This is a genomic window from Bacteroides sp. AF39-16AC (genome assembly GCF_003602735.1).
GTDB lineage: Bacteria > Bacteroidota > Bacteroidia > Bacteroidales > Bacteroidaceae > Bacteroides > Bacteroides uniformis.
In genome coordinates, this window is the sequence record NZ_QTLN01000030.1 from 1 (window position 1) to 23,569 (window position 23,569).

The following is a 23,569-nucleotide window of genomic DNA, read 5'->3' on the forward strand; positions in this document are numbered from 1 at the left end:
TCCAAGGTGGCGGCAGGAGCCTTCTGCACGAACAGGTCACCGTTATGCCCGTGCTCAAACGCATAGATTACCAAATCCACGGCATCGTCCAGCGTCATCATGAAACGGGTCATGTTGGGGTCCGTTACCGTAATGGGCCTGCCGTTCTTTATCTGCTCCACCCACAAGGGAATTACAGAACCGCGGCTTGCCATCACATTGCCGTAACGGGTACAGCAGATGGTTGTACCGGCTTCCTCACCCAACGCACGGCCCTTGGCTATGGCAACCTTCTCCATCATGGCTTTGCTGATACCCATGGCATTGATGGGATAGGCGGCCTTGTCGGTAGAAAGCACCACCACATTCTTTACACCATGCGCTATGGCGGATTCCAGTACATTGTCCGTACCGATCACATTGGTCTGCACAGCCTGCAACGGAAAGAACTCGCAACTGGGAACCTGTTTCAAGGCGGCGGCGGAAAACACATAATCCACTCCCATCATGGCACCGTCCACAGACTGGCGGTCACGGACATTACCAATGTAGAATTTTACTTTGGGATTTTGCAGGTGATGACGCATGTCATCCTGCTTTTTCTCGTCACGACTAAAAATACGGATCTCTTTGATATCACTATCAAGAAAGCGACGAAGAACAGCATTACCAAAGGAGCCTGTTCCACCGGTAATAAGTAGTACTTTATTTCTAAATATTGACATATTTTTAAGTTTAATTTTTTCTAACTTACAATTGAAAATTTACTAAATTTTATAAATGTATTTTTTTACTAAATCTGCATTGTCTTTCAACAACAAAATCTGACTTTTAATAGAATCTAATTTAGTTCTTTTACTCCTATACTCCATATACCCCTTTACGTAAGGTACTATTGATTTAGGATAAAATAGTATTAAAAAAAGAGGCATCACAAAATTAACAACACAAAGAAACACATTCCACAAAATGAAAATATTCCTAATATATTTGTACTGAATATAGAACCGGTTTCGAAAGATTCTTTGCTGATAACTTTTAGATTTGTCAAAAAGCCGTTTTGCAGCCCCTACTGATGCAGAACCAATATGCCATGCGCGCGTTGTAACAACACATTTCGTATGCCACCCCATATAGGCTAACAGAAATCTAAGGTCCGTATCCTCCCATCCCGTTTCAAACATTTCATCAAAAAAAGAACCAGTCATTTTCTGTACAGATAAGATTGTACTTCTCCGATATATAGGAAAACTACCAGAAACTCCAAATGTATACCCATCTACTATTCCCATGTCCCCCAATTGCAAATGCAATTTAATTCCTAAAGCACCAGATGAATAAGTAGACTGTAATAACTTACCATTCTTCCAAGGATATTCTACTCCCGCCACACATCCCAAAGTGCTGTCACAATCAAGAGCTTTGACACATTCTTCTAAATAATTAGAATCAAGATAGACATCAGTATTAAGTAGCAGAACATATTCACCTTGCGCATGTGAAATACCAATATTCATACCTCTTGCAAAACCATAATTGAGATTGTTTTCCACATATATAAAAGTAGGATATGCTTTCTTTACTTCTTCTAAAGAACCGTTTGAAGAACCATTATCAACAAAAATGACCTCAAAATCTTTAAAACTCTGTGCACATATTGCTTTCAAACAATCTTTCAAATAATTATCACTATTCCAATTTAATATAACTATACTGACTTTAATCATATTATAAATCAATTAAATAGATGTTTCAACTCAAAAATAAAATCCTGATCTAACTTAGTCAATATAGAATTATCATATTTAAAATATTCTGTATTGATAGACTTCACTGCTTTAGCGAATGATTCTGGAGTGACTTCTTCTGAAAACACCACATATTCTGAGACCTTTGATTTTTTAATGCATGTCAAAGGTGAAGACACTGGTAACAAACCATTTGACATATATGCCAAAACTTTAGATGGAAAAGTATAATTTGACATTGAGTCATCTAAAAATCTAGTACAAATCCCTATATCACATTTAGCAAGAAAAGTAGCATATTCATTACCAGATAAACAACCATCATATGATACTATCTTAAATCCCATCTGTCTATTAACCTCCTCAATCCTACACTCCAAATCAAGTATTCCATCTTTTGAGCCATATCCCAAAATATGCATATAGTACTTATGAGATAAGAAACGACACATATCAACTGCCATCAATGCATCCTCATGACCGATAACTCCAGCATATAGAAGATGAATTTTACCATCTCCTAATGACGTTTTAGGCATATCCGCTTTGGAATATATACCATAGCATACCACTCCTTTCTGAGAAAACCCCGACAGTTTGGAAATTAAATCATTAATCAATAGATATCCTGCCGCATTTCTTAGATATTTTTTTTCTTTTTCTATTTTCAATTCACCATTGGAATAAACAGCATTAAATAGTTCTTCTACTTCAAAATAAATTTTCCGGTTACTGAAAAAACGGAAAACTTTAATGGGAAATACATAGGCTAATGAATGGTAAATTAAAACACAATCATCTTGTTTTACTTTAAAAATTAAATAATGCCATAATTGGCAATACATCCATAAACGAGACAGCACTTTCAATAATACATTGGAACGACAAAAAGTAGAAATGAATTTTAGGGTTTCTGCCTTATCAATCTTAATTGTGAGAGACTTATATATAAAAAAGGGATGTTCAAAATCTCCTTCAGAAAGAGATAATATATTAACTGTATAACCTGCTTTCTTTAAAGCTGATTTTATATAATCTATTTTAGTTACACCTGAAGGTTGAGTAATAATCCGCCTGCCCAAATCTGACTGTGTGTAGCTACAAAGATAATGGAGAGTACACATTCTTTTTTGAATTTAAAGTAAGATACTGCGTATATAGTAATATAGCTATTAAAAAAAATTTCTGCTCATTTATGCCAACATTTATAGTAAAACCAAATAAAAGAGGTAACATAAAAGCATATTCTTTCCAGGTCGTATGAAATCTTTTACGAAACATAAATAAAAACATAATATATGCAACAAATCCATAGGCATATATTAAATACAAATGCCCATTATGTGGTCTCCTTAAAAGACCATCTATATAAATATTGCTACCATTTCCCCATAAAACATATTGAAATATGTTTTTATTCTCCAAAAAGTCTATCCAAATTTTAGTTCTCGAATCGGAGGAATTTGATTCAAATCTGTCAAGTGCAAGATTCATATACTCCTCCAAAAATGTAAAGTCAACAACCAAAAACAAACAGAGTACCAGGCCGAATAATGTCAATACAAAAAAGAGTTTTGTCAAAGAAAAACGCCTTTTAATATTAAAAATTAAAATAAGACAAAAAGAAGAGATATAACAAATCCAAGATCCGGAACTCATTATTAATATCAAGCAAAATACAATAAGCAAGGACAATGTCAAAAAACGGCTAATCGAAAAAGAGATGTTACAACATAAAAATGTATAAATAGCGATTATTATATATCCAATATTATTAGGATCAGACCACAAGAAACTATACCTGTATATATACCCAGTACTATCATCTAAAATTTCCAATAAAGCATCTTTAGGATTTAAATATTCCTTAATTTCAATAAACAAATTAAAATCAAATAAATATAAAGCACCCAATACAGCAACATATAAAAGAAACCCCAACAAATACTTTTTAATCGACACAATATATGTTTCAAATATATGAATAAAGAAAAAGAAAAAAGACATATTCATAATGTATTGAAACATTCTTTTCACATTTTCCGATATACCATTAAAAAATAAAGATTCAGGGATTGTATAAATTGATATAAAGGTACTTACAATTATCATATATGAGAATATACGATATGCAGAGAAATCTTTTCTATTAAAAATATTACGCTTTTGAAGTAAGAACCAAATAAATATTGGTATTTGCGAATAAGCCATAGCCATCCTACTCATATATGGCAAAAAAAGAATATCAAAAACAGAAAAATGAAATAGAAATATCTCAATTTGAGAGATAGAAAACTTAAATACCCTATTTAAATATTTTTCTCCAAATCTTGTAACACACATATTTAATCATATCAGGAACATACATTTTCATCCGTAATGTTTCCTTTTTAAGTATTGCTAAACTCTGTTTTTTATACTCGTTTTTGGTAGTCAAATAAAAAAAGCCTCCTCCTTCATTTGTTAAAATATTATATTCAAATGGAATATGAATAGAAGCAAAAGAAATTATTGGCTTTTTTATAGTTTTCGATGTTATGACATAATTAGTATCAATATTGCATACATCTTTTGTAGAATATAAATCAAAGCAAACATCATATTCTCTGTCGTTTAGTATCAGATTTCGTTTTCTCATTTGGAAAAAACAATCATATACATAAATACTGCTTTTATCAAAATCACGAAATAAATATTTTTTATTAATCCCAAAGAATAATGAAGTAGTACAAATATTACTTTGATTTGTATGATGAACACCAGAAGATCCAAAATCGTTTGTAAATGAAACATATGGATAAACAAAATATTTATCCAAATCTATCATATAAGCTATATAGAACTTCTTCCAAGAATGAGTCCACAATTTAACTGACGCAGGGATATTAATATCCTCAAGACTTTTATTCAACGATAACCAACTTCGAAATGAATGCCATTGCCGTTTGGTCCATAATTGCCCCCAAGAAGATGGCCACTGAATAAAAAATGTATCATAATTATCTTGAAAAGGATAAAACTGATAAAAACCTATTTCCGTATATTTATAACTAAAGAGAGAAATACCTGCAATATTATCATTATTCAGGTAATAATAAGCCGCTTGCTTTGCATAATTATAAAAGTCTTTTGCAACATACAAGTCATCCTCTAAGACTATTACAGCATCATATTCATCTACTAAATCTCCGCAAGAAAGAATATTCTGTTTTAGTCCAATATTACTAGGATGAAGAATTATTTTTTTTGATCCAAATTCCCATTGAAAACTTTCAGCTAAATATCGTATATTATTTATTCCAGAATAATCAATTGAAAATATCAAATCAACCTCTTCTCCAATATAATTAGCACCTTCTAATGATACTAATAATCTATTTAATGAATCTACTCGATTGTAGCAAGGTATTACTATTCCTATATTCATATTATATTATGCAATCAAATTCATACAAACTACTCAACTTCATCTATTAACGATAGCCATTTCAGATACTTTGTTATTACCTTTCAAGAGAGTAAACTCCTTATGAGTATCAGCAAGCATCGAATAGCGATATATATCTACGAGCTACATAACAGCGGTCTTACATCATAATTACGAAATTATAACTAGCTTTTATAATGATTACCCAAACAACTGTACTATATTCCTCAAATTAAATCCTCTACAAAACAAGATTTATCTCTAAAACAAAAAACAATAATGTAAGTAACTAATATTCAATTATCAACCTCCTATTTTTTTTATTCTACAATAAACTCTTTGCATTAAAATAAAAGCAGAATCTATTTTATTAGCAACAAAAGGGTTTAAATACAAATAAGGCCACATAATGCCATAAAAAGGTTGTTGATTTACAGTCCTTATATATTTAACAGAATATGATGGTATTAAATTGAGGTATTCTTTTTTCTGCTTATATGATAAATTCCTAGCTGAAATAATATCGCGCACTAAATTAATTTTCTTTAACAGAAAATAATATGTTAAATTCATATCTTTCAAATACCCTCTACTCAATATGTAATACTCCATCTTATCCAAAATTCCAATATACTGAACCAGCCTTTGTTCTTTCATTACTTTTCTCTGCATATCATACGTTACCGAATGTTGATTATTTACGGTATAGAAATAGGTCACTTGAGATGTTTGACACAATATTTTTATAGGTTTAAATAATTGGAAAGTAAAAAAGACATCCTCATTAACATTTGATGGTATACATTCAACCTCCCATGCTCTGAGCATCGAAAGTCTATATAACTTATTCCACGTTTGAACATAAAAACCTTTTGCAAAAAAGAATTTACCAAAAACATCGTTACCTTGATAACAAATGTCCTTCAATATATTCTTAGCAATTGATTTTCCTTCTACATCACAATAAGAAAATGAACCAATAACAATGTCCGCATCATTCTTACAAGCCATATGATATAATGATAATATACAATCTCTTGAAAGACAATCATCACTATCCATGAAAAACAAGTATTCACCTTTCGCTTCTCTAATTGCGGAATTTTTAGTTGCTCCAGTACCCTGATTTACAACATGGTCTATTATGCGAACATCTTTCCCCCTTGGATGTGTTGATACAATCTCGCTGACAATTTCCATACTACGGTCTGTACCCTTATCATCCACTATCAAAAACTCGATACTATCAAAAGTCTGATTTAGAGCAGAAAGTAATGCACGCTCTACATACTTTTCCACATTGTAAACGGGCATAGCCAATGTTACCTTGTAATTCATTTATTATATTTTTTGATTTTCAAATAAGATAGCAAGTAGCTGAATTCTTTAATACGAAAAACGAAACTGAAAAAGACTAGACATACTGCACCAATCAAAAGTCCACCAAACAACTGAATATATACATTTGAAATTATCAACAAAAAAAGATGAGTTACTACGCCCACTCCAATTGATACAAGGAAAATTGGCAATATAGCTTGAAACTGTTGTCGGAAGCCGGTGTTCATAACCTTTTTCGTAAAAACTATAATAATTCCCATATCAAGTATATTATAGGATAAGATTCCGAGACATAGGATTTTCAATCCTAAAGGCATAGTTAGCAATAGAATTACGATTGCCACAATCTTCTTTATTATTTCAGCTTTCAAAAAATAGTCGGAACGCCCCCTTACATTCAGCATCTGATTGTTTATCACCATTACCGGATACCACATATAAGCAATGCAAAGTATGGATAACAATTCTGACATGGATACCCATTTATCAGTAAGCAGAACCAAAACCATCGGTTTTGAGAGAACTGCCAATCCCACCATCAATGGAAAAATTATATAGCAAGACATTCGCAGATACTGAATGAACGAACTACTTAATCGCTCTTCATCATGCTGCATTTCACACTGAATTGGATAAATGGCTCTTGTAATCACACCGACAATATTCACTGACGGATATTGAGCTAAAGAATAGCTCCGATTATAATATCCAACATCAGTCGCAGAGTATTTACGACCAATCACCAAGGTATATAAGTTCAAATAAATAGTATGCAGTAATCCTGATAGCAGCAATTTTGATCCAAAAGAGAACAATCCTTTAAAAGACTGCCATGAGAAAATAAAAGCCGGCATCCATCTTGCAAACACCCATAGCAATAGTGTATTCAGCAAATTATTAAGCAAACTCTGACAAACCAATGCCCAGACTCCATAACCATAATAAGCCATGGTAATGCCACAAATACCACTTACAATAACAGCAATAAGTGATGCCTTAGCCTGTGTCTTAAAATTCAATTGAATAGTCAGCTTAGCACGCTGGACTATTGATAATGCAGATATAATTATATTAAGGCCTACCCACTTCGTTATTATATCCAGTAGCGGTTCTTTATAAAATAGCGCAATATAAGGAGCGGAGAGAAACAGTATCAGATAGACTACTAACGAAACTACAATATTAAAATAGAACACTGTGGAGAAATCGATTTCTGTCCTATCCTTCTTCTGTATCAGCGCATTCGAGAATCCACTTTCGATAAATGTCTGGGCTATGGCCAAAAATATTCCCAGCATTGCTATCAGCCCATACTCCGAGGGAGCTACCAAACGGGCAATGATAATACTCAGCACAAACTGTATGCCTTGCACGGAGAAACGTTCCACCGCACTCCACAAAACACCCCTTACAGCCTGGCTTTTTAAAGAGTCCGACATGAAACAAATTACTGCTTACTTGCTTATTTTTCCAGCAAAATACGCAATCGTCTTCTTCAAGCCGTCTTCCAGCTTTATCTGCGGTTCCCAACCATCCAGTTTCTCTTTTGCCAAACTGATATCCGGCTTGCGTTGCTTCGGGTCATCACCAGGCAACGGACAAAAGACAATTCTGGATTGTGAATCCGTCAGTTCTATCACCTTCTCAGCAAGCTCCAGCATTGTGAATTCACCCGGGTTACCCGTATTCACCGGACCGATAAAGCTGTCATCCGTCGCCATCATACGCACCATCGCCTCAATCAAATCATCGACGTATTGGAAACTTCTGGTCTGACGGCCGTCACCGTAAATTGTAATATCCTCGCCTTTCAAGGCTTGGACAATGAAATTCGATACCACACGACCGTCATTCGGATTCATACGTGGACCGTAAGTATTGAATATCCGGATTATCTTGATGCGCACGCCATTCTGGCGGTGATAATCCATGAATAGGGTTTCAGATGCACGCTTACCTTCATCGTAGCAGGACCGAATCCCGATAGGATTGACATTACCCCAATAACTTTCTACCTGAGGATGAATGGCAGGATCACCATAAACCTCGCTCGTGGATGCCTGAAGTATTTTGGCTTTCGTACGTTTTGCAAGCCCCAGCATGTTCATGGCTCCATAAATGGAGGTCTTCATCGTCTTTATAGGATTATACTGGTAATGGGGAGGTGAAGCCGGACAAGCCAGATTATAGATCTCATCCACTTCGGCATGATAGGGAGTGGTGACGTCGTGGCGTACCAATTCGAAATTATGATCATCGAGCAGATGACGAATGTTGTCCTTACTGCCCGTAAAATAGTTGTCAAGGCAGATTACGTCATTGCCTTCCGCCAACAAACGTTCACAAAGATGGGAACCGATAAAACCCGCTCCACCAGTTACTAATACTCTTTTCATTTCCAATACAGATAATCAGGATTACTTTTGACCGATGCGGGAATAAATGAAACCCAACTCTTGCAATTCCTCGCTGTCATAGATGTTACGGCCATCTACTACAATATAATTGTTCATTGCTTTATGAATGATGGCCCAACTCGGCATACGGAACTGTTTCCATTCCGTCAGCAAAGCCACAGCATCCGCATCTATCACAGCTTCATACATGTCCTTACAATATGTAACCGTATCGCCGATACGCCGTTTGCACTCGGCCATTGCAACTGGGTCGAAAGCCTTCACTGTAGCACCCGCTTCCAGCAGTTTTTCTATAACTACCAAAGCTGGAGCCTCGCGCATATCATCAGTCTCTGGCTTGAAGGCAAGTCCCCATACAGCAACCGTTTTACCTTTCAAATTTCCATTGAAAGCAGCATTCAGTTTGTCGAACACAATACTCTTCTGTTTCTCGTTCACAGTCTCCACGGCTTCAATCACCTGCATGTGATAACCGTTCTCAATGCCGGTATGTACCAGGGCCTTCACATCCTTGGGAAAGCAGGAACCACCATAACCACACCCGGCATAAAGAAAGCGGCTACCGATACGGGAATCAGTCCCCATACCCTTACGGACATTGTCTACATTAGCTCCTACACGTTCGCAAAGATTCGCTATATCGTTCATAAAGCTGATGCGCGTGGCAAGCATGGCATTCGCCGCATATTTGGTCATTTCAGCAGAGGGGACGTCCATCATCAGAATGGGATAACCGTTCAGCGTAAAAGGACGGTAGAGCCTTTCCATCAGTTTACGGGCACGTTCACTCTCCACACCTACCACAACACGGTCAGGAGCCATGAAGTCCTTGATGGCAGCCCCTTCCTTCAAAAATTCAGGATTAGAAGCAACGTCAAACTCGATGTTTACACCCCGTTTGTCCAGTTCTTCCTGGATGGCGGTACGCACTTTCTTGGCTGTACCTACCGGAACCGTACTCTTTGTTACCAGAACAACATGTTTATTAATATTGCGCCCAATCGTGCGGGCTACCTCCAGTACATATTTCAAATCGGCACTACCATCTTCATCGGGAGGAGTACCCACTGCACTGAACACCACTTCCACTGCATCTAGGCAAGTGGTTAAATCCGTAGTGAATTGAAGACGACCGGCTTTTACATTACGCTCTACCAGTTCATCCAGCCCAGGTTCATAGATGGGCATGACACCATCTTTCAACTTTTGAATTTTCTTCTCGTCAATATCAACACAAATAACATTGATTCCCATCTCAGAGAAACAGGCTCCTGATACCAGGCCTACATAACCGGTACCAACAATTGCAATATTCATATATTTATAGTGTAACTAAATTATTCCTTGATTTTAAAGAGACTGCGCAAGCTGTCTTGTAAGGGGTCTGAAACCCAGAACACATTACGCTGCTCCATATTGGTATCTCCATAACCTATGACAGCAGAGGTATACATGGGGTAGGAAGTTCCCTTGCTACGATTGTTTTTCCAATGGAAAGCACGGAGGTTCAGCAGATTATTCCATAAAATTTCTGGAACGCCAAGCTGCTTCAGTTTAAAGACCGGATAGATATGGTCTATCTCCCAACCGAAAATACTTTCATGATTATTGAATTCATTATAGGCAATCCATGCACCGCAAGCATCCTGACGGACACGGGTAGCATCATAGCCAGAAATAATTCGTGCAGACTGCCAAACTATATCTTTTAAGTCACCAGACATATACAAATTAGAATTGATATTCTTTCTTTCATACTTTCCATTACTTCGCTAAAAATGGAAAGCTAACTAAACAGTTTTCTCGACAAAATATTCAACAGTTCTTCGGAGCCATATATTCTCAAAAAGAAAAGTACAAATGGTATTACCCACATTTAGACATCAATGATTCACAAAAACAATATGCTATCTCAAACCTACACATACACATTAGTTAAAAATATTTCACAGCCTACATTTGTTAATATTTTAAAATTCACTCAAGATGGAAAGCCACTTATAGATATATAGTTTTTCTATAGCTATTATTTTCTATTCCATCATCTCAAACGGACAAGGATTTTCTTCAATATTATTCAACTCCTCTATTATTTCCACTTCTTCCACAGTCAAGGCCGACTTATCCCAACTAGATATAATGGTATGAGCCTCCTTCAGCAAGGATTCTTCATAAACTTCCCCATAAGTATAAGACAATAGGCGTACCTTAAGCAAAGAATCTGGAAGTTCTTCTAAAACATTATAAATACGGTCTAAAATCAACTGCTTTTTCTGTTCTTTATCTCCGTAATCATAAATAGTAATATTATACCCCATCAATAGAGCCAGACACAAATTCGCCTCCTCTTCAACATCGGAACTTTGAGCAGAAAAAAGAGAATCGGACTTAACAAGCACTTCCTTATTCAACCGGCAAAAAGTGTCGGAATAGACCGGCTCACCGTCCATACCAAGATACATCAGTTCATGAGCTGCATGCTGAAGCTCAAGAGCACGGGAAGTTAAATCATTCATTATTATGATATATGATTAAAATATAAGATTATACTTATTTAGAAGTCACCCGATTATTTTCAGATAGGATTTGGGGACTTTGATACTTGCCGTCAAAAGATCTTTAATACGGATAACGACGTATGTTTTATTGGCTTCGATGGCAACCTCACCTTCAATACCGCTGAGTTCGCCTTTGATAACTTTTACTTTATGCCCAACAGTAAGAATTTCGCTATCGAGGCTGACACCGTCAGGATTCAGATCCATTACGAACATAAAGTCCTCCATTTGCTTATCTGGTACCACTAGCATGGAATGTGTAGCAAGGTCTTTCATATAAAAAAGGGGGACATTATAAATGTTGGAAATATCGCAGGCTGTCTGCTTGGTAGAATGAACAAATATCAGATTGCGGATTACCGGAACTTCGCTACGCTTACGACGATACTTCAATTGAGAAATGACAAAGCGCGTGGGAAGATAATAGTCAAGCTCCAAAAGCTCTTCCGATTTAAGTCGGTCCAAAGATTTCCGGACTGTGAATTCCTGCTTGTCACGGGTGCGAGCCGCAAACCAATATTTCTGTTGTTCAGTCACTTAGAAATTTTCTTTCGAATGAATTAGCTCAGTTCCGGGTGCGCTTCGCGGTTTGAACGAGACATTTTCCCACCCAAACCGTATTGTACACTTTTGCAATGATAATAAGCTATTAAAGAAGATATTAGACTCATAAAAGTGTCCAATAAACGTTCGTTTAATGAACGCAAAGATAAGCTGTATTTTTTGAACTAACAAAATGTTTAATAAAAATATTCCCAAAGTGATTTCTGTTTCATATTAATCTATTGAATTGCAGTAGTGTACGTCTAACATTTAACATATTAAAGTTCTGTTCCTTTTTAACTTTTATGCCTCTACTTATTTTCTTAAAAATAGACGTTTATTAAACGAACGTTTAAAAAACACCTCATCATTTCCAATATATCATTCTACATTCCAATATCTTACCCTTATAAATGCATTATTGAAGTTTCGTAAATATACCTACTGATAAATGGGAATTTATCGCACAGAACGCAAATGAAATAAAAGCCCACTTCCATAACCTATGGAGAGAGTGAAAGCCCATGGATTTCTATCTAAAACACAAGCATTCCTTTGCGTTTCGCCCTTGCTTGGTCTACTGTTGCATAAGGAGTTAGTGACGCCTAACGGCCATAAACAACCCTGCTAATGGCCATGAAGCAATCGTTTAACGACCATAAGCAGGGTTGTTCATGGCCGTTAGGCGTCACTAACTCCAAGGCTTTTACAGATGAAGTACGTAGCCCGCGCCTATTGCGCACAAGGTGCAAACGTATTGTACAGCAACTTAAAAGACATCAGACTCCACTATTCATAGTCGGGCAAACTCGAAAATGCAGGAAAACTACACTGACCGATTTATGTAACCCACGCGCGGTATTATATTAAAGAACAATAAGTTACGACAAAACTCAGACGTTTTCGGCAGGTGGAAGCAAATTTTGCTTCCACCTTTTCAGGTTGCTTCCACCGCAGAGTAAATGCCGATGGATAGGGAGATGCAGGAGGTGGGTGGAAGTGTGGAAGCAAAACAGATGCAAATTTATGTTTCAGCAACACGCCTCAAGTTTTAAAAAAGATGTAGTACAAAGGCATAAAACATAATAAGTGTTACAAATACACACTTTATGCCCCGACACTCTTGCAAATGTCGAAAAAGTCCGTACCTTTGCAATGTGTTTTTCATAGTATTAGATTTAAGGTTAACAAAGGTTGGAGTACAGCGGTACTCCTTTTTTTATGCCCATACGTACCGTCCCGGTTCTCCAATAAATTTTTCACGTAAAATGCAAGGCAACTTTTTATATCCATTTAGTTTTTGGCTATCTTTGCACTGCTTTCGGCGGGCATAGGCACGCATAAAGCAACTTAACTAACAATAAATCAATAATTAAAAACAGAAAATTATGGCAATGCATACATGGTTTGAATGTAAGATCCGTTACGAGAAAACAATGGAAAATGGAATGAACAAGAAGGTGACCGAACCGTACCTGGTGGATGCCCTCAGTTTTACGGAAGCGGAAGCACGCATCATCGAAGAGATGACGCCGTTCATTTCGGGAGAGTTCACCGTATCGGACATCAAACGTGCCAACTATAGCGAATTGTTCCCCAGCGAAGAGGAAGCTGCCGACCGCTGGTTTAAATGTAAACTGGTTTTCATCACACTGGACGAGAAAAGCGGTGCGGAAAAGAAAACCTCTACCCAGGTATTGGTGCAGGCTGCCGACCTGCGTGATGCAGTGAAGAAACTGGATGAGGGCATGAAAGGCACAATGGCCGACTATCAGATAGCATCTGTAGCGGAAACCGCCATTATGGATGTATATCCGTACAGTGCAGAGCCCGACGACAAACCGGAAGTTTAATTTAAGTGATGAGTTATAAGTTATGAATTATTATTGCGAGCCATAACTTATAACTCATAACTCATAACTCAAAAAAACGATGATTGCAGAGAATTTAAAACAAGTACTGAGCGAACTGCCTGAAAAGGTACGGCTGGTGGCTGTTTCCAAATTTCACCCCAACGAGGCGATAGAAGAAGCGTATCGTGCCGGCCAGCGTGTGTTCGGAGAAAGTAAGGTGCAGGAAATGACTGCCAAATACGAAAGTCTACCCAAAGACATAGAATGGCATTTCATCGGGCATCTGCAAACAAACAAAATAAAATATATCGTTCCTTACGTAGCGCTGATTCATGGCATAGACTCCTACAAGCTGTTGGCCGAAGTGAACAAGCAGGCTGCCAAAGCCGGAAAAACCGTCAACTGCCTGCTGCAGCTGCACATTGCCCGGGAAGAGACCAAGTTTGGATTCAGCTTTGACGAATGCCGGGAAATGCTGGCAGCCGGTGAATGGAGAAAGCTCAATCATATCCGGATATGCGGATTGATGGGCATGGCCACAAATACGGACAATGACGAACAAATCAAAACTGAGTTTTGTTCTTTAAGTAGCTTCTTCAATGAAGTGAAAACCAAGTGGTTTGCCGATGCAGAGTCATTCCGGGAATTGTCCATGGGAATGTCTCACGATTACCACGAGGCCATTGCAGCCGGGAGCACCTTAATACGTGTAGGAAGCAAGATTTTTGGAGAAAGAAACTATTAACCATAAAAAATCATTATCATGGCAACATTAGAAACTACTTTTGCAGGGCTGAAACTCAGAAACCCCATTATCGTCAGCAGCTCCGGACTGACAGACAGCGCCGCCAAGAACCAGAAACTATCTGAGGCCGGCGCAGGTGCCATTGTGCTAAAATCACTCTTTGAAGAGCAAATCATGATGGAGGCTGACTGGATGGGAGACCCGAACATGTACCCCGAAGGCAGTGACTACCTTGTAGGATATATCCGCGAACATAAGCTGGGTGAATATCTGAACCTGATTAAGGAAAGCAAAAAGGTTTGCAATATCCCCATCATAGCCAGCATCAACTGCTATCAGAATGCCGACTGGGTGGAATTTGCCGCCAAAATAGAAGAAGCCGGTGCAGACGCACTGGAAATCAATATCCTTGCACTGCAGACGGATGTACAATATGTTTACGGCAGTTTCGAGCAACGCCACATCGACATTCTGAGCCACATCAAGAAGACGGTCAAGATACCCGTCATCATGAAGCTGGGTGACAACCTGACCAACCCGATAGCGCTGATAGACCAGCTGTACGCCAACGGTGCCGCCGCAGTAGTGCTGTTCAACCGCTTCTACCAGCCGGACATCAACATTGAGAAAATGATACAAGTATCCGGTAACGTATTCAGCAATGAAGCCGATTTGTCTAAAGCCCTGCGCTGGATAGGCATCGCTTCGGCAGCCGTAAACAAACTCGATTATGCTGCTTCCGGTGGTATCCACTCGCCCGAAGGCGTTGTCAAGGCAATATTGGCAGGTGCTTCGGCCGTAGAGATATGCAGTGTGCTTTATCAGAATTCAGCTACCATCATTGAAGAATACATCCGCTTCCTCAACTTGTGGATGGACCGCAAAGGTATGGAAACCATCAGCCAGTTCAAAGGTATTCTGAACGTAAACGACCCGAAGGGAGTCAATACCTTCGAACGTACACAGTTCTTGAAATACTTCTCTTCACATGAATGAGACAAAAGGCTGACAAGAAGACAATAAAATTGAAAGGGTGATAACACTACAATGACGTTATCACCCTTTCATTTTATACTATACCGCTATCTTTTTATTTCTTCTTATCCAGCGCCTCAAAGCAGGAATTCTTGCTCACGAACTCCGGAACAATATCCTTCATGGCAGCAACAATTTTCATCTGGTCATAGGTGTAACTTACATCAATCAGCTTCTGGATACGCTCCTTCACCTCGTCATAGTCATACTCACGCACCGTGGCAATCATAATCTTCTCATGGTAGGTGGGTTTTGTAAGCTCCTTCACATTCAAGAGTTCCTCGTAGAGCTTCTCGCCATGACGAAGACCGGTAAATTCAATCTTCACATCCGTACGTCCGGAAAGGCTGATCATACGCTTGGCAAGATCCACAATCTTCACCGGCTTACCCATGTCGAAGATGTAGATTTCACCGCCATTGCCCATACTGCCGGCCTCAAGAACAAGGCGGCAAGCTTCGGGAATGGTCATGAAGTAACGGATTATCTCAGGATGGGTCACTGTTACCGGGCCGCCACGCTGAATCTGGTCGCGGAAACGGGGAATGACAGAACCGTTGGAACCCAGCACATTGCCGAAACGCGTAGTGATGAACTGAGTGACATGGCCTCCCTCCTTCTGCAACTTCTTCGCAAGAGACTGCACATAAATCTCGCAAATACGCTTGGAACAGCCCATCACGTTTGTAGGGTTAACAGCCTTGTCCGTAGAAATCATCACAAACTTCTCGGCACCGTATTTCACGGCAAGATCGGCAACGGTGCGCGTACCGAATACGTTCACCTGGATGGACTCGGAAACGTTGTCCTCCATCATCGGCACATGCTTGTAGGCGGCCGCATGGAAAATATACTGGGGCTTGAACTCCCTGAAGATATCCTCCATGCGCGTGGCATTGGAGATGTCGGCTATGATGGTCTCGGCATCGATGTCGCGCCAACGGTCCTGAAGTTCCAGACGGATGTCGTGCAGAGGAGTCTCGGCTTGGTCCACTAAAATAAGCTTGTAGGGATTGAACGAAGCCACCTGGCGCATGATTTCGCTGCCGATAGAACCGGCGGCGCCCGTAATCATCACACGCTTGCCTTCCAGATGAGAGGCAACCTTATGGATATCTATCTCGATGGGATTGCGCTGAAGCAAGTCCTCAATCTGAATTTCCTTCAGCTGCGTACGGCTCAGCGCCTGACCGTTCCACTCACTCAAGGGGGGTGCGGTCATCAGTTTGATGTTGTGCACCAGCAGGCGGTCAGCCATGTCGGACTTCTTCAGTTCCTCCATCTTGGCGGGAGAAATGATGATGGTCTGCACATCCCGGTCGTTCAGCACATCAATCAGCGTATCGTCGTTAGGGAACACCTTGACACCCATCATCACCTTATTGATAAGTTCAGGTTCGTCCGCAATGAATCCGCGCAGACGGTAGTGGTTGCGCAGATTGACACGCAATGCCTTGGCAATGTTGACCCCGGCTTCCTTGGCACCGTAAATGAACACATTGGCACTATGGGTGCCGTCGAAGTTCAGCGCCTCGAAGAAAGTCTTGACAATCACACGGGAGCATGCCATCATGGCAAAGCTGATGATATAGGACATGAACAGCACGCTGACCGGAGCCAGGTTAAACTCCAAATAGCTTTCCGTCAGGACGCTCGTTATCATCAGCAGTGCATACGACACCGTCAATGACACAAAAATGCGCATGATATCCACAAAGGAGGAAAAGCGCAGTACATTGGAATACGTACGGAAAACACGGAAGAAAATCAGGTTGACAGCAACCGTCCATAAAATGGTCTTGTCAATGGTAGATGATTCCAGAAAAATGCTTCTGAAATCATATCGGAGAGCATAGGCCAACAGACTGGATATGACGATGATAAATACATCAATTAACAGAATAGTCCATATCGGAAGCACTTTCGCGGAAAGATACCGATGAAAAAAATTTCGCTTCATTTCGCTTGACAGTTTTGTTTTAGGCGAGGCAAAGATACACTATTTTAGTCAAAACAGACAATAAATCGATAAAAAAATGTTATAACAATTATTTATCGTCTATAAAGAAACCATCCCACCTCCCCCGTTTTAACAGTCAGAAAGCGGGATAGAAATAGTTTTGCCCCGGAAAATGCGGTATCCGCTACATCAGATTACTTGCCAACTCGCTCAACTGGCTGCGCTCCCCTTTCACCAGATTGACATGGGCAAACAAATTCTGGTCTCTCATGCGGTCTATCATATAAACAAGCCCATTGGACTGACTGTCCAGATAGGGTTGGTCTATCTGCTGAATATCACCGGTAAACACCATTTTTGTGCCTTCACCGGCACGGGTGATGATGGTCTTAATCTCATGCGGAGTCAGGTTTTGGGCTTCATCAATAATACAGTAGGTCTCGCTCAAACTGCGCCCGCGGATAAAGGCTAATGCCTCGATGACCAATTGTTCACTTTTTTGCATATCCTCCAAGCGTTTCACTTCAGAGGAATTGGCAGCGAACTGATGCTTGATTACATTCAAATTATCGAACAAAGGCTGCATGTAAGGAGCCACTTTCTCATTGGCATCACCGGGAAGGAATCCAAGGTCTTTATTGGATAGGGCCACGATGGGACGTGCCAGGAGAATCTGCTTGTAGTCGGTAAGTTTTCCCAATGCGGCGGCCAATGCCAGCAGGGTCTTGCCGGTTCCCGCCTTGCCGGTCAGGGCAACCAACTTGATGTTCGGGTCGTTCAGCACCTCAAAAGCAAAGCTCTGCTCGGCATTGCGCGGCTCAATGCCATAATTCTTTGTCTTGTGGACCCGGCAAATCGAATGGGCAAAGGGATTATAACGCGCAAGCACACTGCTGCGGTCACTCTTCAGCACAAAACATTCGTTGGGACGAATGATGTCCTTAAAATCGAACTCGTTGATGTCCAGTCCTTCTTTGGAAGAATAAATGCGATCTATCAGCGCAGGGTCAATACCCTCGAACACTTCATTCGACTTTTCGAATATATCCACATTGATTACCTTATCATTGATGTAGTCTTCGCACAGCAGACCGATGGAACGCGCCTTCATGCGCAGATTCACGTCTTTCGTGACAAGGATGGTTTTCATTTTAGGCTTTTTGGTGGAAAGCCAGTCCACTACCGACAGAATCTGATGGTCGGGGATGCGTTCGGGAAAGGAATCACGTACTCGGGGAGAGTCCACCATGCCTGCCACCACAAACAGACGGCCTAAGCCCTCTCCCAATGGCGCCCCTTTGGTGAACAGATTATCATCGGTAATCAAATCAAGCTCACGGACGAACTCACGCGCATTGAAATTAATCTGCTCATTACCTTTCTTGAATTTGTCCAGTTCTTCAAGGACTACGATGGGAAGATAAATGTCATTCTCTTGAAAATTCTTCAAACAGTTATAATCGTGAAGAATCACATTCGTATCAATCACAAAATTTTTCTTAGCTCCCATACACGTTAGATTTAAATTGTTAATACCTTTGCATAAGCTTAAGATAAGCTACACTGCAAGCAATTTCAAGCAAGCTTGATTGCGTTCGGTCTGCATTATCTTTGTCGCTTTTAAAGATAACAAATTAATAGGGAGAAAGGATTGCTTCTCCGTTAAATATTATAAAAGATGGATTATCAGGACACTTTAACTTACTTATATAACAGTGTGCCCATGTTTCAGCAAGTGGGCGGCTCAGCATACAAGGAAGGATTGGAAAACACTCTGACCCTGGACGCACACTTCGAACATCCCCACCGCAGTTTCCGCAGCATTCATGTGGCCGGTACCAATGGAAAGGGTTCCTGCTCGCATACGCTTGCCGCCATACTGCAAGAGGCAGGATACAGGGTCGGGCTCTATACCTCGCCCCATCTGGTGGATTTCCGGGAGCGCATCCGGATTAACGGACAGCCTATACCCGAGGAATACGTCATCCGTTTTGTAGAGCAGGAACGTGGCTTCTTCGAACCCCTCCATCCCTCTTTCTTTGAGCTGACCACCGCCATGGCCTTCCGCTACTTTGCCGATGAAAAGGTGGATGTAGCCGTAATCGAGGTGGGACTAGGCGGACGCCTGGACTGTACCAATATCATCCGTCCGGATGTATGCATCATCACCAACATCAGTTTTGACCATACCCAATTCCTGGGGGACACCTTGGCAAAAATCGCAGGAGAGAAGGCAGGAATCATTAAAAGCGGTATCCCCGTTGTAATCGGCGAGACCACTCCCGAAACGAAACCGGTATTTCTGGAAAAAGCACAGACAACGGGTGCTCCCATCTACTTTGCCGAGGAGAATGACCGTGAAGACTATCCCGGAATAGAATACGAACTGAAAGGGCTCTACCAGCAGAAAAATGCCCGGACCATCCTCACCGCCCTCCCGCTACTGAAAGAAGCCGGCTACCGGCTGGACGGACAAGCAGTGCGCAGTGGCTTTGCCCGTGTGGTGGAACTGACGGGCTTGATGGGACGCTGGCAAAAACTGCAGGACTCGCCCACCCTGATTTGTGACACCGGCCACAATGTGGGAGGCATCACCTACATTACAGAACAACTGAAACAACAGGCTTACCGCCAGCTACACATCATCATAGGCATGGTGAATGACAAGGATATACGGGGGGTACTGGCCCTGCTGCCCCGGGAAGCGACCTACTACTTCACCAAAGCCAGCGTGAAGCGAGCATTGCCCGAAAGCGAACTACAGGAGCTTGCCGAAGCAGCAGGGCTGGAAGGACATTGCTATCCTGATGTACCTGCCGCCGTGCAGGCCGCACAAGAAAAAAGCCTCCCGGAAGATTTCATCTTCGTGGGAGGCAGCAGTTTCATTGTGGCCGACTTGTTAGCGAACCGCGATGCACTCAATCTCTACTAAGGCATCTTTGGGCAGCGCCTTCACTGCCACAGCCGAACGTGCCGGGAAAGCACCGTCAAAATAAGTGGCATATACCTTGTTCATATCAGCGAACAAGGACATGTCTGCCAGGAAAACAGTTGTCTTCACAATATTCGCCATACCCAGCCCTGCCTCTTCCAGGATATGCTTTATATTCTCCAAGGACTGGCGAGCTTGCGCTTCCGCACCTTCAGCCATCACTCCGGTAGCTGCGTCAATAGGCAACTGACCTGATACAAATACCATTCCGCCGGCTTCGATAGCCTGGCTATAAGGGCCTATGGCGCCCGGTGCCTTCTGGCTGCAAATCACTTTCTTCATGATTGTCAAAGTTTGTTTTTATTAATAATCGAGTCTATTTTCCTTTTTTGAAATAAAAAAATCCGAAGTATATGCAGTATTCCGGAAATCCACGCATTTTATAAATAAAACAACGTAATTTCACTCATAACCTGTTATACCTAGACTTAACTCATTTAACACGGGGGAGTTCCCCAAAACAGAGGCTCTGCTTGCGAAAGCAGAGCCTTTATTCTATCCCATCCCTTTACTTGCAATGCTTCTCAATCAAAGCATCCACATTGGGGTCACCCAATTCCTTTGCCTTGGCAAAGCTGGCACAAGCTTCCTTGTCCTTCTTCATCTGCAGCTGGGCGATACCCATCAGACGGTAGGCTTCGGCATATTTAGGGTCTTTCTCCAGAGCAGCCTTCAGCACATTCAACGCCTCCTCGTAACGTCCCACGCGAAGATTCACCACTGCCAGTTCGGCACGGTAGGTCAAATCTTCCGGATTCAGTTCGATGGCCTTCGCCATATCGTCCAGCGCACGCTGGTACTGCTTGGCCTTCAAGGCAGCCTGCTCACGGTAATAGTAGAACATGTCGTTCACTTTACCGTTCACGGCATTGTAATAGGCGTCATAATCCAGCATGGCATTACGCGCCTGGTCTGCATTCATACGGGCTTGGGCACGCTCCAGCAAGTAAGGGGCGGCTTCCTCCGTATAGGGCTGGGTAAAGCGGGCCACACAACTGTCCATCAGAGCCAGTACCTCTTCGGCAGGTGCCTGCATCAGTTCCTTGGTCTTGGCAGCACTGAAGAAGGTAGCCGGAGAGGCCAGAATGGTCTTATTCACTTTATCATAGCTGGTAAATGCCGACGGATAGTCCTGCTTGGCAAACAGGATGTCACCCTCCAACTGGACATAAACCGGAAGCTCGTCAATGGCTATCGCTTTCCGTACCTCGTCCAGAGCCTTGTCGAGCGACCAGTCCTTATAAACTTTCTCGGGCTTGCCCAATGCATAATTATAGATTATCTTGGCCCGGTTGTAATACACATCATCTTTCTTTGCCGCAACCTCCAAAGCCTTATCCATATCTGCGGCGACCTTATCCATGGAAGCATCTTCACGGGACATGAACAGATGCTGGGAAGCGCGGCGCAGATAACCGTCGGCACTGGCAGGATATTGTGCAATGAAATCGTTCAGAGTCTCCATATACTTCTCCGGAGACAGTTGGGAAGAAGCCATGTAGAGGAACACCAAAGCCTGCTCTTCGGTATCGGGCAATGCCTTCTTGATACCGATGCCCTTCAATGACATATCTCCATAAGACAATGCGGAGATATTCTGCGACATGGCGAAATTGGCATCAATGGCATAGCAGATGGTAGCCGTGTCTTGTCCGGAGGACTTCTGCGCAAGGCCGAAGACCTGCCCGTCCACAGTCATCAGCGGACAACTCACCATCTTGTCCTTCAAACGCATATCAAGTGTATAATAGGAATAGTTACCGGAAATCTTATCAGCTTCCTTTACTTTCCCGGCAGTGAAGGAACGGTCCTTCTGGGTGGAATAAGGCAGCAGATATACATCCGCACCGACGGCCGGAGCCACAGCAGCCAAAGTGAGTGCCGTGACTTTCTTTCCGGGGATGCCGACACGGAACTTGACAACATCGTACATGTCATCGGCCCCCATAATGGCCTCCACCGGCATCTGTGCCCCGTCCGAGCTCATCACAACGGCGCGCCGGGCACCTTTGAACAAGGTGTAGTCAGAAAGCGCAACGCCATCTTCAGTGACAAAAAAGCCGTTTCCAGTATTCAGTATCTTATCGTTCTGGTCGTAGGTCACCACCGAAAAAACGGCACGTTTGGCTTTGTCTACCCACTTCGGGGCTTGTGCCACACTCCACTGAGCCAATAAACAGAGAGTGAGCATCAACAGCAATTTCTTTTTCATATCTTAGTTGGTTCTTTGTTTTACCGCTTCATAAATCAAAATGCCGGCTGCAACGGAAACATTGAGGGACTCAATGGTTCCCAACATGGGAATCTTCACCCACTCGTCACACAACGCCAGGTTGTCATAGGACACCCCCTTGTCTTCGGCACCCATAATGATGCACATCGGACCGGTATAGTCGGCTTTGGTATAGTCGTAATCGCCTTTCTCCGTGGCTGCCACGATATGGAAACCACTATTCTTGAGGAATTGCAGGGTCTCTTTCAGGCTGTGTTCGCGGCAAACGGGCAAAGTGTGCAAGGCTCCTGCCGAGGTTTTCATGGCATCTGCGTTGACAGATACACTGTTCCGTGCAGGGATAATCACGGCATCTACCGCCGCACACTCGCAAGTACGGGCAATGGCACCGAAATTGCGGACATCCGTGATGCCGTCGAGCATCACAAACAGAGGATTCTTGCCCTGCTCGAAAAGGAAAGGTACCAAGTCCTCCGTCTTCTGGTAAGTGACTGAAGAGATGAAGGCAATTACTCCCTGGTGATTCTTCCGCGTCACGCGGTTGATGCGTTCCACCGGAACGCGCTGTACCGGTATCAAAGTCCCTTTCAAGACAGCGAACAGCTCTTTTGACAAATCACTCTGAATGTCCTTCTTTACCAATATCTTGTCTATCTCTTTTCCTGCCTGAATGGCTTCTATCACGGCACGAACGCCGAAAATCATTTCACTGTTATCAACCATATATGGGTATTTACT

At 41.5% G+C, this 23,569-nt stretch carries 21 protein-coding genes; 4 read left to right on the top strand and 17 right to left on the bottom strand.

Annotated features, from left to right (window positions below; translation table 11 throughout):
* The 12 genes from DW039_RS18190 to DW039_RS18245 form a co-directional block, all read right to left on the bottom strand.
* Positions 1-704: polysaccharide biosynthesis protein (locus tag DW039_RS18190; protein WP_120382210.1), on the bottom strand; the 704-nt coding region annotated here is incomplete at its 3' end.
* Positions 705-746: 42 nt separating this feature from the next.
* Positions 747-1,706 (bottom strand): glycosyltransferase family 2 protein, encoded by a 960-nt coding sequence (locus tag DW039_RS18195; protein ID WP_118274886.1) that lies wholly within the window; start codon positions 1,704-1,706, stop codon positions 747-749.
* A gap of 8 nt (positions 1,707-1,714) precedes the next feature.
* The gene (locus DW039_RS18200) at positions 1,715-2,851 is read right to left on the bottom strand and encodes a hypothetical protein (RefSeq protein WP_133302543.1); all 1,137 of its coding nucleotides are present in this window, start codon (positions 2,849-2,851) and stop codon (positions 1,715-1,717) included.
* Positions 2,826-4,070 (bottom strand): O-antigen ligase family protein, encoded by a 1,245-nt coding sequence (locus DW039_RS21525; protein WP_250722215.1) that lies wholly within the window; start codon positions 4,068-4,070, stop codon positions 2,826-2,828. Before DW039_RS21525 ends, DW039_RS18200 begins: the two co-directional genes overlap by 26 nt.
* A complete protein-coding gene (locus DW039_RS18210; RefSeq protein ID WP_120382196.1) occupies positions 4,033-5,154 on the bottom strand; it encodes a glycosyltransferase family A protein in 1,122 nt (373 codons plus the stop codon). The genes DW039_RS21525 and DW039_RS18210 overlap by 38 nt, the downstream gene beginning before the upstream one ends.
* A gap of 303 nt (positions 5,155-5,457) precedes the next feature.
* Positions 5,458-6,492, bottom strand: a complete 1,035-nt coding sequence (locus DW039_RS18215; RefSeq protein WP_120382197.1) for a glycosyltransferase family 2 protein — start codon at positions 6,490-6,492, stop codon at positions 5,458-5,460.
* Positions 6,489-7,934 carry a lipopolysaccharide biosynthesis protein gene (locus DW039_RS18220; protein WP_120382198.1) on the bottom strand — a complete coding sequence of 482 codons (1,446 nt, stop codon included), beginning with the start codon at positions 7,932-7,934 and terminating at the stop codon, positions 6,489-6,491. Before DW039_RS18220 ends, DW039_RS18215 begins: the two co-directional genes overlap by 4 nt.
* A gap of 15 nt (positions 7,935-7,949) precedes the next feature.
* The gene (locus DW039_RS18225) at positions 7,950-8,891 is read right to left on the bottom strand and encodes a UDP-glucuronic acid decarboxylase family protein (RefSeq protein WP_178069633.1); all 942 of its coding nucleotides are present in this window, start codon (positions 8,889-8,891) and stop codon (positions 7,950-7,952) included.
* A gap of 21 nt (positions 8,892-8,912) precedes the next feature.
* Entirely contained in the window at positions 8,913-10,229 is a 1,317-nt protein-coding gene (locus DW039_RS18230) for a UDP-glucose/GDP-mannose dehydrogenase family protein (protein WP_120382199.1), read from the bottom strand.
* A gap of 20 nt (positions 10,230-10,249) precedes the next feature.
* A complete protein-coding gene (locus DW039_RS18235; protein ID WP_238338814.1) occupies positions 10,250-10,636 on the bottom strand; it encodes a hypothetical protein in 387 nt (128 codons plus the stop codon).
* Positions 10,637-10,945: 309 nt separating this feature from the next.
* Positions 10,946-11,428 (bottom strand): UpxZ family transcription anti-terminator antagonist, encoded by a 483-nt coding sequence (locus tag DW039_RS18240; RefSeq protein WP_118274867.1) that lies wholly within the window; start codon positions 11,426-11,428, stop codon positions 10,946-10,948.
* Positions 11,429-11,473: 45 nt separating this feature from the next.
* Entirely contained in the window at positions 11,474-12,007 is a 534-nt protein-coding gene (locus tag DW039_RS18245) for a UpxY family transcription antiterminator (RefSeq protein ID WP_120382200.1), read from the bottom strand.
* A 1,394-nt stretch (positions 12,008-13,401) separates the two neighbouring features.
* On the opposite strand from DW039_RS18245, the gene DW039_RS18255 reads away from it, so the two are divergent.
* The 3 genes from DW039_RS18255 to DW039_RS18265 all read left to right on the top strand — a co-directional run bounded on the left by DW039_RS18255 (position 13,402) and on the right by DW039_RS18265 (position 15,607).
* A complete protein-coding gene (locus tag DW039_RS18255) occupies positions 13,402-13,866 on the top strand; it encodes a DUF4494 domain-containing protein (RefSeq protein ID WP_005831367.1) in 465 nt (154 codons plus the stop codon).
* A gap of 79 nt (positions 13,867-13,945) precedes the next feature.
* A complete protein-coding gene (locus DW039_RS18260; RefSeq protein ID WP_039162784.1) occupies positions 13,946-14,611 on the top strand; it encodes a YggS family pyridoxal phosphate-dependent enzyme in 666 nt (221 codons plus the stop codon).
* Between the two features lie 18 nt (positions 14,612-14,629).
* Positions 14,630-15,607 carry a dihydroorotate dehydrogenase-like protein gene (locus DW039_RS18265; RefSeq protein WP_035448822.1) on the top strand — a complete coding sequence of 326 codons (978 nt, stop codon included), beginning with the start codon at positions 14,630-14,632 and terminating at the stop codon, positions 15,605-15,607.
* 94 nt (positions 15,608-15,701) lie between these two features.
* Here the strand turns inward: DW039_RS18265 and DW039_RS18270 are convergent, their stop codons facing one another.
* A complete protein-coding gene (locus DW039_RS18270) occupies positions 15,702-17,606 on the bottom strand; it encodes a nucleoside-diphosphate sugar epimerase/dehydratase (protein WP_120382201.1) in 1,905 nt (634 codons plus the stop codon).
* Positions 17,607-17,790: 184 nt separating this feature from the next.
* Positions 17,791-19,116, bottom strand: a complete 1,326-nt coding sequence (locus DW039_RS18275) for a PhoH family protein (RefSeq protein ID WP_005831374.1) — start codon at positions 19,114-19,116, stop codon at positions 17,791-17,793.
* Between the two features lie 168 nt (positions 19,117-19,284).
* On the opposite strand from DW039_RS18275, the gene DW039_RS18280 reads away from it, so the two are divergent.
* The gene (locus DW039_RS18280; protein ID WP_016274347.1) at positions 19,285-20,538 is read left to right on the top strand and encodes a folylpolyglutamate synthase/dihydrofolate synthase family protein; all 1,254 of its coding nucleotides are present in this window, start codon (positions 19,285-19,287) and stop codon (positions 20,536-20,538) included.
* Here the strand turns inward: DW039_RS18280 and DW039_RS18285 are convergent.
* From DW039_RS18285 to rlmB, 3 genes are all read right to left on the bottom strand, one after another.
* Positions 20,506-20,880 carry a RidA family protein gene (locus DW039_RS18285; protein ID WP_005831379.1) on the bottom strand — a complete coding sequence of 125 codons (375 nt, stop codon included), beginning with the start codon at positions 20,878-20,880 and terminating at the stop codon, positions 20,506-20,508. The two genes, DW039_RS18280 and DW039_RS18285, sit on opposite strands and share 33 nt — an antisense overlap.
* A gap of 226 nt (positions 20,881-21,106) precedes the next feature.
* Positions 21,107-22,810 carry a serine protease gene (locus DW039_RS18290; protein ID WP_120382202.1) on the bottom strand — a complete coding sequence of 568 codons (1,704 nt, stop codon included), beginning with the start codon at positions 22,808-22,810 and terminating at the stop codon, positions 21,107-21,109.
* A 3-nt stretch (positions 22,811-22,813) separates the two neighbouring features.
* Positions 22,814-23,554: a 23S rRNA (guanosine(2251)-2'-O)-methyltransferase RlmB gene (gene rlmB, locus DW039_RS18295; protein ID WP_005831382.1), complete on the bottom strand. Its 741-nt coding sequence runs from the start codon at positions 23,552-23,554 to the stop codon at positions 22,814-22,816.
* Positions 23,555-23,569 lie beyond the last annotated feature (15 nt).